This is a genomic window from Paeniglutamicibacter sp. ZC-3, from assembly GCF_025847175.2.
GTDB classification, from domain to species: Bacteria; Actinomycetota; Actinomycetes; order Actinomycetales; family Micrococcaceae; genus Paeniglutamicibacter; species Paeniglutamicibacter sulfureus.
The window spans coordinates 41,009-56,366 of sequence record NZ_JAOYTG010000013.1; the positions used below are offsets into that span (position 1 = coordinate 41,009).

Genomic DNA, 15,358 nt, shown 5'->3' on the forward strand with positions numbered 1-15,358 from the left:
ATTACTCTCCTGTGTCTCGATTGTTTCCGTTACGTTACACACCCGGCGATTATCAAGAATAGAGTGTCGGATAGATCACACGTATTACGTCCACTGTGTCCAGATCCATCGATGCCCAATCTGAAATGAGGGCGCGACCACGGACGGGTGTGGATTGCCCCGGTAGGCTTGGAAACGTGGAAAGAAAAGACTTTGGCTCGTGGCTCGAGGGCCCGCCGCAATTAAGCAATCAGGAATGGCCCGGCAAGCGCTTGGGGCGCCCGGAAAAAGGGCCCGGTTCGGTTGCCCGCATCGGCCGGCGAGTCGCGGCCTTGTTGTTGGACTGGGGGATCGCGATGTTGATCTCGCTGATCTTCTTCAATTCGGACCCCACCGCAAACTTGGTCATCTTCGCCGCCACTCAGATGCTCTTCGTTGGGGTCACCGGACACTCCATCGGTCACCGCGTCTTCGGGATGCAAGTCCAGGGCCTGGATGGCAGTGCGGTGAAACCCTTGACGGGGATCATTCGCACCGCACTGCTCTGCCTGGTGATTCCGGTTCTGTTCAGTGATTCCGACCAGCGCGGCTACCACGACCGGGTCGGCAAGACGATCCTGGTACGCATCTGATCAGTCCGGATCGCTGAAAGCCTAGCGCAGCGCCAGGACCGAGAAAAGAGCAAAGGCGGGTTTTGGAACCAAATGGTTCCAAAACCCGCCTTTGCTTAACGGTTCCCGTTCCTAGGCGCTAGCGCATTTGCTTGCGGTTGGGACGCGCCCGGTTGGGGTCGATGCCCTTGGGGATCGGGAGCTTCGCGCTGCCAAGTGTGCTCAAGCGCTTGTCGACGGCGCTGATTTCCAGCTTGGTGATCGACTTGGGAAGCTTCTTCATCTTCTTGCCGACCTCGGCAAGCGGGGTTTGGCCTTCCTCGTTACCTGCGTTGATCACGTGGATCGGAACGTTGGGAAGCACGCGGCCCATGCGCCGGCGCTCGGCGTCAACGAGGGGGCGGACCCGGGTGTTCGGTCCTTCGGTGACAAGCACGACGCCTGCGCGCCCAATGCCCAAGAAAACCAGGTCCTTGGTGCGCGGGTTCACGGCGACCGGCTCGTCCTTCAGGATCCAGCCGCGACGCAACACGCTCATGGCCGCCCCGGCCGCACCCGGACGTCCCTCAAGCTGCGTGAACGCAGCTTTCTCGGCGCGGCGGGAGAGGATCATGGTTGCGGCGAGCAAGGCCAGCGGAAGCGCGATCAGCACCGCCGTGATCCAGTTGTTGATCAGGAGGCCAACGATCAGGCCCACAACAAGGACGCCAAGGGCAGCCAGAATCATCAGCCAGACGACCATGGGGTCGTTCTTGCGGGTCATCTGGAAGACCTGGCCCAGCTGTTTCAGCCGGCCCGGTTCCTTGTTGGCCTTCTCGGCCTTCGGCTTGCGCGAGAACAGTCCGCGCTTAGGACTTGCAGCCTCGGATGAGGCGTTATCGGTGTTTTTGGCCATAGTGATTCAATTCTACATTGATGTCGGCACCTGTTAGGAGCTGATCAGCGAGGAAGCTTCCTGACGGGTGTCGCCGGAGCTGGCAATGTGCGCCAGGGCCTCCGGGATCGGATTGCCCTTCTTGCGCATCGCGGACGCCCACAGGCGTCCGGCGCGGTAGGAGGAACGCACCAACGGGCCACTCATCACACCAAGAATGCCCATTTCCTCGGCCTCCTGCTGCAACTCGACGAATTCCTGTGGCTTGACCCAACGCTCCACCGGGTGGTGGCGCTCGGTGGGCCGCAGGTACTGGGTGATGGTGAGCAGGTCGCAGCCGGCATCCACGAGGTCCTTGATGGCCTCGGTGATTTCCTCACGGGTTTCGCCCATGCCGAGGATCAGGTTCGACTTGGTGATCATGCCGTTGGCACGTCCCTGCGAGATGACATCCAGCGAGCGTTCGTAGCGGAACGCGGGGCGGATGGACTTGAAGAGTCGCGGGACCGTTTCAAGGTTGTGTGCGTACACCTCGGGGGCGGACGCTGCGATCTCGTCCAGATACTCGGGCTTGCCGGAGAAGTCGGGGATCAGCAGCTCCACGCCGGTGCCCGGGTTCAGCTGGTGGATACGGCGCACCGTCTCGGCATAGAGCCAAGTGCCCTCGTCCGCGAGGTCGTCGCGGGCCACGCCGGTTACGGTGGCGTAGCGCAGGCCCATCTTCTTTACGCTCATGGCAACCTTGAACGGTTCGGCGCGGTCGATGGCCTGGGGCTTGCCGGTGTCGATCTGGCAGAAGTCGCAGCGGCGGGTGCATTCCGAGCCGCCGATGAGGAAGGTAGCTTCCTTGTCTTCCCAGCATTCGAAGATGTTCGGGCAGCCTGCTTCTTCGCAGACGGTGTTCAGGCCCTCGGACTTGACCAGCTTTTTCAGGCCCACGTACTCGGGGCCGATGTTGATCTTCGCCTTGATCCACTCGGGCTTGCGCTCCACAGGGGTTTCGGAATTTCGCTGCTCGATGCGCAGCAGGCGGCGACCTTCGGGTGCGGCACTCATGAACGGGCTCCTTCGGGGGTTGTAGCAGTCAGCGACACGATAGGGCTCAACAAGGCATCCAGCTCTTGTTCAACGCTGTCGAGTACATCGGCAGGGGTGACGGTGGTTCCGGTTTCCAGGCTGATGCTCGTGACACCTGCATCGGTGATTCCACAGGGGATGATTTGCGCATACGGAGCCAGGTCGTTGGAGCAGTTCAAGGCAAAGCCGTGCATGGTCACACCATGGTCGACGCGGATGCCGATTGCGGCAAGCTTGCGGTCCTGGCCACCGTCTGTCCCGGCCACCCACACTCCGCTGCGGCCCTTGATGCGGGTGGCGGCAATGCCGTAGCCGAGGGCGACGTTAATCAAGGCTTCTTCGAGAATCGAAACGTATTCGCGGATGCCCTTCATATCGGACAGACGAACGATCGGGTACCCCACCAACTGGCCCGGGCCGTGCCAGGTGAGTTTGCCCCCGCGATCTACATCGATCACCGGGGTGCCGTCAACCGGCAGGTCTTCAGGTTCGGTCCTGCGGCCGGCCGTGTAAACGGCCGCGTGTTCCAGGAGGAAAACGACGGGACCGGAATCCCCTTCGGTCACCTCTTTGTGTACCTGGCGCTGCATGTCCCATGCAACGCGGTAATCGACCAGCTCGGGGGCATGGCCAATTCTCTCGAATTTGATGGTCATGGCGACAACAGTACGCGCTTCCCTGGACGCCCTCGAATCGGCTACACATTGTTGCTTGTGGATAACTTAAGCACAGGAATTCCATTGCGCGTAGAAAAGAACCATGGAATCCCAGAAAGAGCCATTGCCATTCCCTCGGATCGATGGTTATCGCACGCTTCGGCACTTGGATGAGGGTTCGGGCCGCAGCATATGGATCGTTCAAGAGAGCACGACGCATGAGGAACTGGTCGTCAAGATCCTCGCAAACGACGCTCCCGGAAGTACCGTAGAGGCCGAATCGCTGCGAGTCGATCATGAGTTCCTGGTCGAATCGTTTGGCATGCTCGAAACCTCCCTCGGCCCGGGAATCCTGATGGAATACTGTCCTGCCGGCTCGGTCGCTCAGATTGTTGCGGTGCGGGGGCCGCTGAATGTGGGGGAGACCATCACCGTCATGGCACCGATCGCCGAAGCCTTGGCGTTTTTGCACGCCCGGGGGCTCACCCACGGTGACTTGAGCCCACGGAACATCCTGTTTACGGCCGCCGGGAAGCCAAAACTGGGGGACTTCGGAACGCATCGGGTGGTGGGACAGACCCCCGGGGAGTATGGAACGCAGGGTTTTTGTGCCCCGGAAACCTGCTCGGGTGCAGGTGCTGGCGAACTGCAACCAGCCCGGGATGTCTACGCCCTGGCCGCCTGCGCGTGGTATTTGCTGACCGGCAGGCCGCCCAATGCCACTGCCCGCAGGGTTCCGCTGGGAGCCATGGTTCCGGAAGTCAACGACGAATTCGCGAAGCTTCTGGAGCAGGGGCTGGATCCTGATCCGCAGCTTCGTCCGAGCGCGGCCCAGTTCGGGCAACGCATTTTCGTTGCGGGTACGCCGGAAGCAGTGGAGCTGAGCGCCGCAATCGAACCGGATGCGCTCAAACATATGCTCACCACGCGCCAAACGCCCGCCGCTAGAGGGCTGCTGGGCAGAGGCCGGCGTACCGGAAACCCGACCGCGGCGGACAAGGTGATGCTGAAGGAACGCAAGGCCCAGATCAAGGCCCAGCAGAAGCCGGTACCGCGCCGGCTGCGGGCGGTGTTTGAGGTCAAGGCAGGTCTGGAGGAACGGACCGAATCCGCAGGGGGAGAGCAGCGTTGGGCACAACAACACCGAATCCACGGATTGAAGCGCGGAAACCGGAATCTAGCCGCGGCCGCGGCAATCGGGCTGTTGGTGGTGGGCATGGCGGCAGTGACAACCAGCATGCTCAAACAGACCAACGAGACGGCCATTGCCGGGCCTCCGCAGGCGCAAGTGTATGCCGCCCCGTCGGGTGTCGGTGAAACGGATGTGGAAGAAGCGCCGGAAACGCGTCGCGAACTGGTGCTGGTGGCTGCGGAATTGTCGGCGCGCCGAGATCGTGGCCTGATGGACGGGAGCTTGGAGGAGCTAAGGAAGGTCCATGTGGTGGGATCGCCGGCACTGGCAGTGGACGCAAAGGTTGTGGCCCGCATGCAGGACCTTGGACTTCGGCTTGAAGCGCTGAAGACGAGCCTGAATGAAGTTTCCGTACTGCCGGGGAAGAACGCGTTGGAGGCGACCATCGAGGCGACGAGCGTGCAAAGTGGCTACCGCTATGTCGATCGAAAGGGCGCGGTCATCGCCAGCGCCAAGAAGTCCGAAAGCCAAAGGGTGCGCATGGTCCTGCGATTCGTCGATGGATCCTGGCGGATGTGGCAGGTGACCGGATCAAAGTGACCCGCCTGGGTCGGTGTGCCGGGACCGCCTGCACGGCGTCGGCACACCGACGGCACGGCGACTAGTTCAGGTGGGCGTCCAGGGTGATGGAGGGGACGGCAGCCAATGCGACGGAGACGGGGCATCCTTCCTTGGCGGCGTTTGCGTGCTTCTGGAATTCAGCGGCATCGATCCCCGGAATGGAGGCCTCGAGGGTCAAGCGGATTCCGCTGATCTTGGCGCCGTCGGTGGTGTCGAAGTCCACCTCGGCGGTGGTTTCCAGCTTCTCGGCCACGTGGCCGGCCTGCTTGAGGATGTTGCTCAGTGCCATCGAGAAGCAGGATGCATGGGCGGCGGCGATCAATTCCTCGGGGCTGGTCTTGCTCTCGGCTTCCTCGGTGCGGGCCTTCCACGTCACCGGGAACGTTCCGAGGCCCGAGGTCTCGAGGGTGGTCGCCCCTGACCCGGACGCCAGGTCTCCTGTCCAAACGGTGCTTGCGCTTCTGGTGGTGACTGCCATGGTGACAACTCCTTGAATCTGCAACTGGACGAAGGCGAGCGCCTCCACGGCAATCCTATGGCCCGGGACAGTCGAACCCAAGGAACCTCTTAAATGGCGGAGCGGTGTGTCATCGGGACTCCCGATGACACACCGCCACTGTTCTCCGGCGCGGGGCCGGGTGAAACTTCGCGCGAGCGTTTAGACCCAGAGGGTGGCCACCGCCATGGCAATCAGTGCGGTGCCGCCGGTGCCGTGGGCCAGGCCGGTCGGAACCTCGAGGCCCTTCTTGATCTTCCGACGGCCCAGGAGGGCTGCGACGAAGACGCCGACGGCCAGCAGGAGCTTGACGGCGATCTTGGCATGGTTGACCTGTCCGTCACCCATTTCGGCCAGTCCGACCAACAGCAGGCCGGTGACCAGCTGGGCGATTGCGCCATACCACTGCCAGATGTTCACGGTCGGGGTCTTGAACGTGGCGAGCCAGCCGCCGACGATCGCGGCTGCACCCAAAACGTGCAGAAATATGAGGATTGCATGCAAAAAGGTCATGCCAGCAAGCCTAATGGAAACTGCACACCACAATGAATTCGTCCCGGCAATGGTGGTCGAGAACATAGCAAAGGGGACGGTCACCGCCCAAGGGCAGTGGCCGTCCCCTTTCACAGGCTACCTGGGGTTAGAGGCCCAGATCGGCTTCGAAAGCGCCTTCCTCAAGGCGTGCCTTCAGCGTCTGCAGGAAGCGACCTGCATCGGCACCGTCGACCAAACGGTGGTCGTAGGTCAGCGACAGGTACATCATGTGGCGGATGGCGATGGTGTCGTCGCCGTCGACGCCGGTCACCACAACCGCACGCTTCACGATGGAACCGGTTCCCAGGATGGCAACCTGCGGCTGGTTGATGATCGGGGTGTCGAAGAGCGCGCCGACCGAACCGATGTTCGTGATCGAGAACGTTCCGCCGGACAGTTCGTCCGGACCGATCTTGTTGTCGCGGGTGCGCTTTGCCACGTCGGCGATCTTGCCGGCCAAGCCGGCAAGGTTCAGGTCACCGGCGTTGGAGATGACCGGAACCAGCAGGCCCTTGTCGGTGTCCACCGCAATCGCCAGGTGCTCGGCGTTGTGGTAGGTGATCTCCTGCTTGGACTCGTCGTACTCGGCGTTTAGCTTCGGGTGCTGCTTCAAGGCCTCGGCCACGGCCTTGGCGATGAACGGCAGGAAGGTGAGCTTGGAGCCGTTGACGGCAGCGAACTCGTTCTTGGCGGCGTTGCGCAGCTTGGCGACGCGGGTCATGTCGACCTCGTGGACCTGGGTCAGCTGGGTGGAGGTTTCCAGCGACTCGCGCATGCGGCGAGCGATGACCTGGCGGATGCGCGGGGCCTTGGCGACGGTGCCGCGCAGCGAGGACGCGACAACCGGTGCCGCTGCCTTGGCAGCAGGCGCAGCGGCGGGAGCCGTGGAAGCAGCCGCGGCCGGGGCGCTCTTTGCGGCGGCAGCCGCATCGATGACGTCCTGCTTGCGGATGCGTCCGCCGACACCGGTGCCGGTGACGGTCGACAGGTCGACGTTGTTCTGGTTGGCCAAGCGGCGAACCAGGGGGGTCACGTAACCGTCGTTGCCTGCGGCCTCAGCGGCCGGAGCCGGAGCGGCGGCCGGAGCAGCAGGAGCCTCTGCGGGGGCGGGTGCTTCAGCAGGGGTTGCAGGGGCCGGGGCCGGAGCGGCTGCCGGTGCAGCAGGAGCTTCAGCGGGGGCCGGTGCTTCAGCCGGGGTTGCGGCGGCCGGAGCCGGAGCGGCCTCGGCCGGGGCTGCAGGTGCTGCTGCTCCCGCTGCGCCGACGATGGCCAGGACGGCGCCGACCTCAACGGTCTCGTCTTCCGCAACGCGGATTTCCAACAGGGTGCCGGCGACCGGGGAAGGAACCTCGGTGTCGACCTTGTCGGTGGAAACCTCGAGCAGGGGCTCGTCAACGGCAACCTCTTCGCCAACGGCCTTGAGCCAGCGGGTGACGGTGCCTTCGGTGACCGACTCGCCCAGGGCCGGGAGGGTGATCTCGGTGCCCGATGCGCCGGCAGCCGGTGCTGCAGGTGCCTCGGCGGGGGACGGTGCGGCGGCTGGCGCTTCCGGTGTTGCAGCGGGTGCCTCGGCAGGTGCGGCGGGAGCCTCGGCGGCCGGTGCAGCCTCTGCGGGTGCCGAGCCGGAACCCGAACCATCGCCGATGCGAACCAGTGCGGCTCCAACTTCGGCGGTCTCGTCCTCGGCCACGAGGATCTCTTCGATGACGCCGGCGACCGGCGAAGGGATTTCGGTGTCAACCTTGTCGGTCGAGACCTCCAGCAACGGCTCGTCGACCTCGACGCGGTCGCCGACCTGCTTGAGCCAGCGCGTAACGGTGCCTTCGGTGACGCTTTCACCCAGGGCGGGCAAGTTCACGGTTTCAGACATCTTGTTCCCGTTCTCCTATTAACTAAAAAATTGTGTGCGAGAGATCCGCGGTTTCCCGCACATCCCGTGGGAGGTCAGTGCCTCCGAGCTTAGTGCACCGGGCATGCGTTCCGCGGGGGAACGCATGCCCGGTGCAGCAAATGTGACTAACCGTGCAGTGGCTTGCCGGCCAGGGCCATGGCGGCCTCGCCGAGCGATTCGTTCTGCGTCGGGTGTGCGTGGATGAGCTGTGCGACATCCTCCGGGTAGGCTTCCCAGTTCACGATGAGCTGTGCCTCGCCGATCTGCTCGCCGATGCGCCCGCCGATGCCGTGGACGCCCACGATGGGGCCGTTCTTCACGCGCACCATCTTGATCAAGCCGGAGGTGCCCAGGATCGAGGACTTGCCGTTGCCGGCCAGGTTGTACTCGGTGGTCTCGATCTGGTCGTCACCGAACTTCTTCTTTGCTGCGGGCTCGGAGTAGCCGACCGAAGCGATTTCCGGTTCGCAGAAGGTGACCTTCGGGATGTTGATGTCCTCGACGACAACCGGCTTCAGGCCGGCGATCTCCTCGGCGACGAAGATGCCGTGCTGGTAGCCGCGGTGGGCCAGCTGCACGCCCGGGACGATGTCTCCGATGGCGTAGATGTTGCCCACGCCGGTGTGGCAGCGCTCATTGATGAGCACGAAGCCACGGTCCATCGGGATGCCCTGCTCTTCGTAGCCCAGGCCCTCGGTGACCGGGCCACGGCCCACGGCCACCAGGACGATCTCGGCTTCGAGGGTCTTGCCGTCGGCCAGGGAGACCTTGACGCCGTTGGCGTCCTGCTCGACCTTTTCGAAGAAGACGCCGGTGTTGAACTTGATGCCGCGCTTCTTGAAGGCACGCTCCAGGTTCTTGATGATCGCCGGGTCCTCGTTGGGGACCAGCGAGGGCAGGCCCTCGACGATGGTCACCTCGACGCCGAAGGACTTCCACACCGAGGCGAACTCGACGCCGATGACGCCGCCGCCGAGCACAATGGCGCTCTTGGGCAGGGTGTCCATGTTCAGGGCCTCGGTGCTGGTGAGCACGCGACCGCCGATTTCGATGCCCATGGTCTTGGAGGTGGAACCCGTGGCGAGGATGATGTTCTTGCCCTTGTACGCCACTCCGTCAACGTCGACGGTGTCCTGGGAAACCAGGCGGCCGTTGCCTTCGATGACGGTGACCTTCTTCATCTTCAGCAGCCCCGTCAGGCCCTTGTGCTTGCCGGCGACGATGCCGTCCTTGTAGCTGCGCACTGCACCCAGGTCGATGGAATCGAGGGTGGTGTTGATGCCGTACTTCGCGCCTTCGCGAGCGTTCTCGGCCAATTCGGCGGAGTGCAGGTACGCCTTGGTGGGGATGCAACCGGTGTGCAGGCAGGTGCCACCGAGCTTGGCCTTTTCAATCAAGCCAACGGTGAAGCCCAGCTGGACGGCGCGCAATGCTGCCGAATAGCCTGCGGAACCGCCGCCGAGAATGAGGATGTCGAATTCTTGCGTTGCTGCCGATTCGGCCACGTGAACGCTCCCTCGTTATGAGTAGTGGCCGACGTTGTGGTCGGCCAGTGGGTCTATGGGGTGTACGTGCGGGCCCCGTGCAGGGCTCGCGCAAATACGGTGATGCTAGTGATCTATCAGGATTACCTTATCCCCCTGATACGCGCTCGGCCACATACGGTGAGGCAGATTGCGCACGCCTGTGACCGGTCGCACAGCGGCGGGGGCTTTTCGGTGCGGCCCAGGGACCGCCGGGGCCGTCCAGGCGCGCATATCTACTACAGGGGGTAGAAATACGTGCCTGGCGGGCGGAGCTCCCGGGGGTTATTTCGCGGAGGCCATTTCCTCGGCCAGTGCCACCAGCGTGCGCACCGAGGAACCGGTGCCGTTCTTGTGGGTGTAGCCGTAGGCGGCCTGCTCGTTGAAGGCGGGGCCGGCGATGTCCATGTGTGCCCAGGGGATCTTGGTCCCGTTGGCCTCGCCCACGAACTCGTTGAGGAACACCGCGGCGGTCATCATCCCGCCCATGCGCTCACCGATATTGGCCAGGTCGGCGACCTGCGAATCGATGGTGGGGCGCAGTTCCTCGGGCATCGGCATGGCCCAGGCGGTCTCGCCGGCCTTCTCGGCGGCGGAGACCACGGCGTTGCGCAGCGCCTCGTCGCCCATGACTCCGGCGGTGCGCAGGCCCAGGGCAACCATTTGCGCCCCGGTCAGCGTGGCGACGTCGATCAGTGCGTCGGGCTTCTCGGCGCTGGCGGCCACAAGTCCGTCGGCCATCACCAGGCGGCCCTCGGCGTCGGTGTTCAGCACCTCGACGGTCTTGCCGCCGAGCATGGTGATCACGTCGCCCGGACGGGTCGAGGCGCCGCCGGGCATGTTCTCGGCCAGACAGAGCCAGCCGGTGACGGTGATCGGCAGGCCCAACTCCGCAATCGCGACGATCGCCTGGAAAATGGTGGCTGCCCCGGCCATGTCGCACTTCATGGCGTGCATTCCTGCGGCCGGCTTGATCGAGATGCCGCCGGTGTCGAAGGTGATGCCCTTGCCCACCAGGGCCAGGTGCTTGCCCGCCTTGGCCGGTGCGTATTGGATCTTGACCATGCGCGGCTTGCGATCGGATCCGCCGCCGACGCCCATCAGGCCGCCGTAGCCGTCTTTTTCCAGCTTTTTCTCGTCGAGGATCATGACCTTCAGCGGCAGGCCCTTGGTGGAGTCCTTGACCTCCTGCGCGAAGGAAGCCGGGTACAGCACGTTGGGTGCGACGTTGACCAGGTCGCGGGTGGCCCGCACGGCGCGTCCCAGGATTGCGGCGCGCTTCAGTGCGGCCGGCAGGTCCGGGTCGGCCGACGCGGCAGTGGCAATGACTGCCTCGGTCAGCGGCAGCTTGGCGGCCGGCGTGGAGCGGTGGCTGTTGAAGTGGTAGGCGCCCAGGGCCACGCCTTCGGCCACCGCGGCTGCCTGTTCGGGGGTGGCGGCCGGCAGGGCGAAGACCACCGTCGAGAGACCTGCGAGCTGGCGTGCCGCCGAGCCCGCGCCGCGGCGCAGCGCCTCGGTGGTCAGCGTGGATTCCTCGTGGGACCCGAGGCCGGCGAGTACCAGGATCCGGGCCTTGGTCTCGTCGCCGGCCGGAAGGCGGACCAGCTCGTCGGCCGCACCGGTGACGTTCAAGGCCGACAGCGAGGCCTGGAGGGTGTCGGTGACCTTGGCGCTGAAGGGCGAGGCCACCAGGACGGGACCATCGGTGCCCTTGACGACACCGAGAACCAGGGCGTCCGCGCCCAGGCGCTTGATGTCGGTCGAAACGGCGGTCAGCTTGAGATCGATGGAGTTGATCACGGAACGATTCCTCTTCATTGGATTCTGTGCATGCATGTCAGGTGCCCATGCGTCGAAGGAGGCGGGACGGCTGCCGCGTACCGGGGTCCCCGGGACGCAAAAGCCGATCGGCCTTTAGCGATCGTATCGCTGAGACCGATGCCACAGCGCATTCGTCGGCCAATCGGCCTAGAATTGGATGCGGGCCACGGGAAGAAATCGCCGTCAGTTGGGGTTGACCCCCAGTAGTAGGCGACCGAAAGAACCCCGACTGGGTTCATCCGGCCCGCACCATGTCCCTGGTTTCCCTGTCGTTGGCATTGCACCGAATCGGTCGTGCCCGGGGGACCGGAGGCCACCTTGAGCCAGAGCCAAGGCGATGGTGTGGCCAGTGAAACCCAGCGATGCAACCCGAAAGGAGCAGCGGCAATGCTTGACCCACAATCCTTGGTCAGTTTCGAAGACCTCGACCTGGACGCACCCGAGCTACAGGGCCTTGACCTGCTCATCGGCCTTCGCGGCCACGCAGATGCCGGCCATGCGCTGGCCCAGGTGCGCTCCGAGCTGCTGGACTCGCTGGAACCGAAGCTTATCGCCTCGTTCGATACCGACCAGCTGGTCAACTACCGCGAGCGACGCCCCCAGATTTCCTTCCTCGGCGACCACTTCGCTGCCTACCAGGCCCCGCGCCTGGAGCTTTACCGCCTGACCGATGGCCTGGAGCGCGACTTCCTGTTCCTGACGGGAACCGAACCGGATCTGGCCTGGGAACGGGTCACCGCCGCGATCGTCGCCTTGGTCGAGGCGTTCAATGTCCGATTGTCCGTTTCCTTTGACGCGGTGCCGATGCCGGTTCCGCACACCCGCCCGCTCGGTGTCACCGCACACGGCAACCGCAAGGACCTGATTGACGGGATCTCCACCTGGACCCCGACGGCGGAGCTGCCGGCGAGCCTGGCCAGCCTCATCGAGGTACGCCTGATTGAAGCCGGCAGGGACGCGGTGGGTTATTCCATCCATGTGCCGCACTACCTCTCCGAGGCCGAGTACCCGCAGGTTGCCGTGGGCGTCCTGGAATATGTCGGCGCCGCCATGGAGCTGGGCCTGCCGACCGACCGCCTGCGCGAGGCGGGGCGCAACCTCGAATCGCAGATCGCCGAACAGGTTGCGGCAACGCCCGACGTCGCCAGGATGGTCGAAAACTTCGAGGAACGCTTTGACCAGCACGTGCCGGATATCGAGCGCCGCTCGCTGCTGGTCACGCCCGATGCCGAGGTCCCCGGCGGCGAGGAACTTGCCCTGGCCGTGGAGGCCTTCCTGTCCGGCTTCCCCGAACAAGGTGGCACGGCCGCCAAGGACTCCTAGTGGCCAAGGCCGAACACCACGACTCCGTCCGCTCGTGGGTGGTGTGGATAGTCAGCATCACGGCCTACCTCATCGCAGTGACCCAACGCACCAGTTTCGGTGTGGCCGGCCTGGAGGCCACCGACCGCTTTGACGCATCGGCCTCGATCCTTGCCACCTTCTCCGTTGTGCAGCTGGTTGTCTACGCCGGGTTGCAGATTCCTGTCGGCATCCTCGTGGACAGATGGGGACCCCGGGCCATGATCACCGGGGGAGCGGCACTGATGATGGTCGGCCAGCTCCTGCTGGCGATGGCGGATTCCGTCGGTGCCGGCCTGGTCGGACGGTTCTTCGTCGGTGCCGGCGATGCGATGACCTTTGTCTCGGTCATCCGGCTGCTGCCGATCTGGTTCTCCGGATACCGGATTCCGATGCTCACCCAAGCCACCGGCATGGTGGGCCAACTGGGGCAGCTGCTCTCGCTGATCCCGTTTGTTGCCCTGCTGCACGCGTGGAGCTGGACCCCGGCCTTCCTTTCCCTGGCGGCGCTGTCCGTGCTGGGCTTTGTCCTGGCCCTGGTGCTCATCAGCAACGGACCGCTCAGCAACGAGGTTCCACCGGCCCCCGCCCGTGCCCGCGTGCTGCTTTCCAATGCGTGGCGGGAACCGGGGACCCGGCTGGGCTTCTGGACGCACTTCACCACCCAGTTCACGACCAACGTCTTCCTGCTGACCTGGGGCTACCCCTTCCTGGTTTCCGGGCAGGGCGTCAGTCCGGCCACGGCTTCGGGCTTGCTATCCATTTTCGTCCTGGTTGCCCTGGTGGCCGGTCCCGTCCTTGGTTCGGCCGTGGCGCGCCATCCGCATCGACGGTCGGCGATCGCCTTCAACGTCATTGGGGCGATCGCCCTGAGCTGGCTGGTGGTGCTGCTTTGGCCGGGACAAGCGCCGATGTGGCTTCTGGTTGTCCTGATCGTATGCGTTGCCTTGGGCGGGCCGGCCTCCATGATCGCCTTTGATTTTGCCCGCACCTTCAACCCGTCGCACGTGATCGGCACGGCCACCGGAATCGTCAACGTCGGGGGATTCCTGGCCGCGCTCGTCACGGTGTACGTGGTGGGCTGGCTGCTTGACCTCCAGCAGAAGGCTGCGGGTTCCGGTGCCGAGCTCTATTCCCTTGATGCGTTCAGGTGGGCGCTTTCCTTCCAGTTCCTGGTGCTTTTCGGTGGCGTGATCGGCATGGTCATCACCCGCAACAAGGCTCGCCGCAACATGGCCGCGCGTGGCGATTACACCCCGCGGTCCGCTCGGGGGCTGTCCGGGCGCACCGAAATCGAATAGCGCGCCCTCTGGGCGCACGACTTTCTGCCGGCACCACTGATCCGCACACGGGGGGAGACCCGGCGCGATTCCAAGGGCGCGCGTATCCACAGGCATCCGGACGTCTCCTGCCGCCGCCGTTGACCGGGGCGCAGCATGGGGTGCATGACTACTACACCTTCAGCGTCGAATTTTTCCCTGGCCAGCCCCGAAGAGGTCTTGGCATACATTCCCCACGCCTTGGGCTTTTACCCCCGTAATGCGGTGGTCCTGCTGATCATGCAGGGCAAGGGCCTTGCCGCCACCCTTCGGGTTGACCTGCCGGCGGCGGAAGGCTCGAGCGACTTGGTAGCCCAGTGGGCCGACCAGCTGGTTCAGCTGGTGCACAAGGTACCCGATGCCACCGCAGTCTTTGCCGCCGTCTACACCGGACAAGGCCCCACCGGGAACCATGACTCCCTGCCCAGGCACGAACTCGTGGAGCGGCTCGCGCCCGAGCTCGTTCGCTCGGGAATCCAGGTGCGCGATGCCTGGTTCGTGGGCACCATTCGCTGGCACAGCTACTTCTGCCTCAGCGAAAACTGCTGCCCCAGCGAAGGCTTCGACCTGCCGGACCTCGCGCTGACCGAGACGCACCTGAGGATGGTTGTCGCCGGGTCGGCACCCGAGGACCAACTCTGGGACGGCACAGGGATTGCCGAATGGGAGAACAAGAATGAAGTGCGGTCGAACCTGGATATCCTGGCCGCGGAGTTCTCCGGATCCGTCCCGCGGGAGTCGCTGATCAAGGACTGGGCCCGGCTGCTGGATGAGGATCCGGTCGTCGCCGAGCGTCGGCTGCGAACGGACGACGTGTTGTGCGCGTCGTTGCTGCTTTCCCTCAACGACCGCATGATTCGGGACATCCTGCCCTATCTGGCGGGCCGGGGCACGCTTCAGGCGTTCGAGGCGCTGAAGGAAGTCTCGCGAGGGGTCGAATTCGGGCGCGCATCACAGGACTTCTCCGATTTCCTGCTGGGAACCGCGGCGTGCACGCCCGAGTGGGACCGGCTCGAACGCTTGTGGTACTTTTGCCGCGACCTGCTTGGTGTCGCGGAACGCGAGGAGACGTCCGCGTTGCTGTGCCTGCTCGGTTGGGTGAACTGGGCCAAGGGCAAGGGGAGCTCGGCCCTGAAACTCTTTGGGACGGCCCTGGCAAATGATCCGGACTACCGGCTGGCGCAACTCATGGCCAAACTGCTCGAATCGGGCGAGATGCCCTCGTGGGTGGCCGATCCGGCGCGTGCCTGGCGGCTGCGCTTGGAAGGACGGCTCAGTGCATGATGCAGGAGGGAAGCCCGGTGGAAGATATTTCACCGGCACACGCGCCCGATGAATCTGCGTGACCCCGAAACGTGAGACACTGTTAACCAACAGACCCGGTTGGGTTCGTGTTCCATGGCTATCAAGCCGGCACCATCGAGTTGGTTCGATGGGAACAAATGGCGGGAAAAAGGCGTTCCACTTACTGGACCCTGAATCC

General features: G+C 64.3%; 13 protein-coding genes. 5 read left to right on the top strand and 8 right to left on the bottom strand.

All coding sequences use genetic code 11. The features are described from left to right. Window positions 1-176: 176 nt before the first annotated feature. Window positions 177-611 (top strand): RDD family protein, encoded by a 435-nt coding sequence (locus OIU93_RS13650; RefSeq protein ID WP_372342932.1) that lies wholly within the window; start codon window positions 177-179, stop codon window positions 609-611. A gap of 118 nt (window positions 612-729) precedes the next feature. Here the strand turns inward: OIU93_RS13650 and OIU93_RS13655 are convergent, their stop codons facing one another. Genes OIU93_RS13655 through lipB form a run of 3 tightly spaced genes read right to left on the bottom strand, consistent with a single transcriptional unit; the run spans window position 730 to window position 3,197 of the window. Continuing rightward, window positions 730-1,485: a DUF4191 domain-containing protein gene (locus OIU93_RS13655; RefSeq protein ID WP_264270623.1), complete on the bottom strand. Its 756-nt coding sequence runs from the start codon at window positions 1,483-1,485 to the stop codon at window positions 730-732. Between the two features lie 33 nt (window positions 1,486-1,518). Next, window positions 1,519-2,520, bottom strand: a complete 1,002-nt coding sequence (lipA, locus tag OIU93_RS13660) for a lipoyl synthase (protein WP_264270624.1) — start codon at window positions 2,518-2,520, stop codon at window positions 1,519-1,521. Further along, the gene (gene lipB / locus OIU93_RS13665; RefSeq protein WP_264270625.1) at window positions 2,517-3,197 is read right to left on the bottom strand and encodes a lipoyl(octanoyl) transferase LipB; all 681 of its coding nucleotides are present in this window, start codon (window positions 3,195-3,197) and stop codon (window positions 2,517-2,519) included. Before lipB ends, lipA begins: the two co-directional genes overlap by 4 nt. Window positions 3,198-3,300: 103 nt before the next feature. Between lipB and OIU93_RS13670 the strand changes: the two genes are divergently transcribed. After that, window positions 3,301-4,929, top strand: coding sequence for a protein kinase (locus OIU93_RS13670; protein ID WP_264270626.1), 1,629 nt, complete (start codon window positions 3,301-3,303; stop codon window positions 4,927-4,929). A 61-nt stretch (window positions 4,930-4,990) separates the two neighbouring features. Here OIU93_RS13670 and OIU93_RS13675 read toward each other — a convergent pair whose 3' ends face one another. From OIU93_RS13675 to OIU93_RS13695, 5 genes are all read right to left on the bottom strand, one after another. Beyond that, window positions 4,991-5,428 (bottom strand): OsmC family peroxiredoxin, encoded by a 438-nt coding sequence (locus OIU93_RS13675; protein WP_264270627.1) that lies wholly within the window; start codon window positions 5,426-5,428, stop codon window positions 4,991-4,993. Between the two features lie 180 nt (window positions 5,429-5,608). After that, window positions 5,609-5,959, bottom strand: a complete 351-nt coding sequence (locus tag OIU93_RS13680; protein ID WP_264270628.1) for a hypothetical protein — start codon at window positions 5,957-5,959, stop codon at window positions 5,609-5,611. 127 nt (window positions 5,960-6,086) lie between these two features. Further along, window positions 6,087-7,850: a 2-oxoglutarate dehydrogenase, E2 component, dihydrolipoamide succinyltransferase gene (gene sucB / locus OIU93_RS13685; protein WP_264270629.1), complete on the bottom strand. Its 1,764-nt coding sequence runs from the start codon at window positions 7,848-7,850 to the stop codon at window positions 6,087-6,089. Between the two features lie 146 nt (window positions 7,851-7,996). Next, window positions 7,997-9,376, bottom strand: a complete 1,380-nt coding sequence (gene lpdA, locus OIU93_RS13690) for a dihydrolipoyl dehydrogenase (protein WP_264270630.1) — start codon at window positions 9,374-9,376, stop codon at window positions 7,997-7,999. Between the two features lie 303 nt (window positions 9,377-9,679). Beyond that, window positions 9,680-11,194, bottom strand: coding sequence for a leucyl aminopeptidase (locus OIU93_RS13695; RefSeq protein WP_264270631.1), 1,515 nt, complete (start codon window positions 11,192-11,194; stop codon window positions 9,680-9,682). Between the two features lie 408 nt (window positions 11,195-11,602). Between OIU93_RS13695 and OIU93_RS13700 the strand changes: the two genes are divergently transcribed. The 3 genes from OIU93_RS13700 to OIU93_RS13710 all read left to right on the top strand — a co-directional run bounded on the left by OIU93_RS13700 (window position 11,603) and on the right by OIU93_RS13710 (window position 15,159). Then, window positions 11,603-12,538, top strand: coding sequence for a proteasome assembly chaperone family protein (locus tag OIU93_RS13700; protein ID WP_264270632.1), 936 nt, complete (start codon window positions 11,603-11,605; stop codon window positions 12,536-12,538). Then, window positions 12,538-13,857 carry a nitrate/nitrite transporter gene (locus tag OIU93_RS13705; protein ID WP_264270633.1) on the top strand — a complete coding sequence of 440 codons (1,320 nt, stop codon included), beginning with the start codon at window positions 12,538-12,540 and terminating at the stop codon, window positions 13,855-13,857. Before OIU93_RS13700 ends, OIU93_RS13705 begins: the two co-directional genes overlap by 1 nt. Before the next feature lie 144 nt (window positions 13,858-14,001). After that, window positions 14,002-15,159: a DUF4192 domain-containing protein gene (locus OIU93_RS13710; RefSeq protein ID WP_264270634.1), complete on the top strand. Its 1,158-nt coding sequence runs from the start codon at window positions 14,002-14,004 to the stop codon at window positions 15,157-15,159. Window positions 15,160-15,358 lie beyond the last annotated feature (199 nt).

Bases quoted from the DNA above. Each gene is read 5' to 3' on its own strand.
- OIU93_RS13655 (WP_264270623.1), bottom strand. From the start codon at position 1,485: ATGGCCAAAAACACCGATAACGCCTCATCCGAGGCTGCAAGTCCTAAG.
- lipA (WP_264270624.1), bottom strand. From the start codon at position 2,520: ATGAGTGCCGCACCCGAAGGTCGCCGCCTGCTGCGCATCGAGCAGCGA.
- lipB (WP_264270625.1), bottom strand. From the start codon at position 3,197: ATGACCATCAAATTCGAGAGAATTGGCCATGCCCCCGAGCTGGTCGAT.
- OIU93_RS13670 (WP_264270626.1), top strand. From the start codon at position 3,301: ATGGAATCCCAGAAAGAGCCATTGCCATTCCCTCGGATCGATGGTTAT.
- OIU93_RS13675 (WP_264270627.1), bottom strand. From the start codon at position 5,428: ATGGCAGTCACCACCAGAAGCGCAAGCACCGTTTGGACAGGAGACCTG.
- OIU93_RS13680 (WP_264270628.1), bottom strand. From the start codon at position 5,959: ATGACCTTTTTGCATGCAATCCTCATATTTCTGCACGTTTTGGGTGCA.
- sucB (WP_264270629.1), bottom strand. From the start codon at position 7,850: ATGTCTGAAACCGTGAACTTGCCCGCCCTGGGTGAAAGCGTCACCGAA.
- OIU93_RS13700 (WP_264270632.1), top strand. From the start codon at position 11,603: ATGCTTGACCCACAATCCTTGGTCAGTTTCGAAGACCTCGACCTGGAC.
- OIU93_RS13710 (WP_264270634.1), top strand. From the start codon at position 14,002: ATGACTACTACACCTTCAGCGTCGAATTTTTCCCTGGCCAGCCCCGAA.